This window comes from Candidatus Infernicultor aquiphilus (genome assembly GCF_002784285.1).
Taxonomy (GTDB): Bacteria; Atribacterota; Phoenicimicrobiia; order Phoenicimicrobiales; family Phoenicimicrobiaceae; genus Infernicultor; species Infernicultor aquiphilus.
In genome coordinates this window covers 1-216 of the sequence record NZ_PFKO01000218.1, presented here as the reverse complement: position 1 = coordinate 216, position 216 = coordinate 1, and the positions used below count along the sequence as shown (strand labels likewise).

At 32.9% G+C, this 216-nt stretch carries 1 pseudogene; it reads left to right on the top strand.

The features are described from left to right. Positions 1-216, top strand: a pseudogene (locus COZ07_RS05685) (hypothetical protein); the annotation flags it as partial.

Here is a 216-nt window from a genome sequence, read left to right as displayed (position 1 = left end):
CTCCACCTTATCCGAATGATCTTGAATATACAAGACAGACTCGATTGGAGTTGTATCTCTTAGATTTTGTAAAGAATATGGATGATGTCCAAAAGCTAAAAAAGACAATGATAAAAGGAAGTACAAAGTTAATTTATAAGGAAGATAACTGGAATGAATACGTAAAGAAATTCAAAGCAGTTCAGGAAGTAGCGGAACAAATAGGAAAAGCGTTAT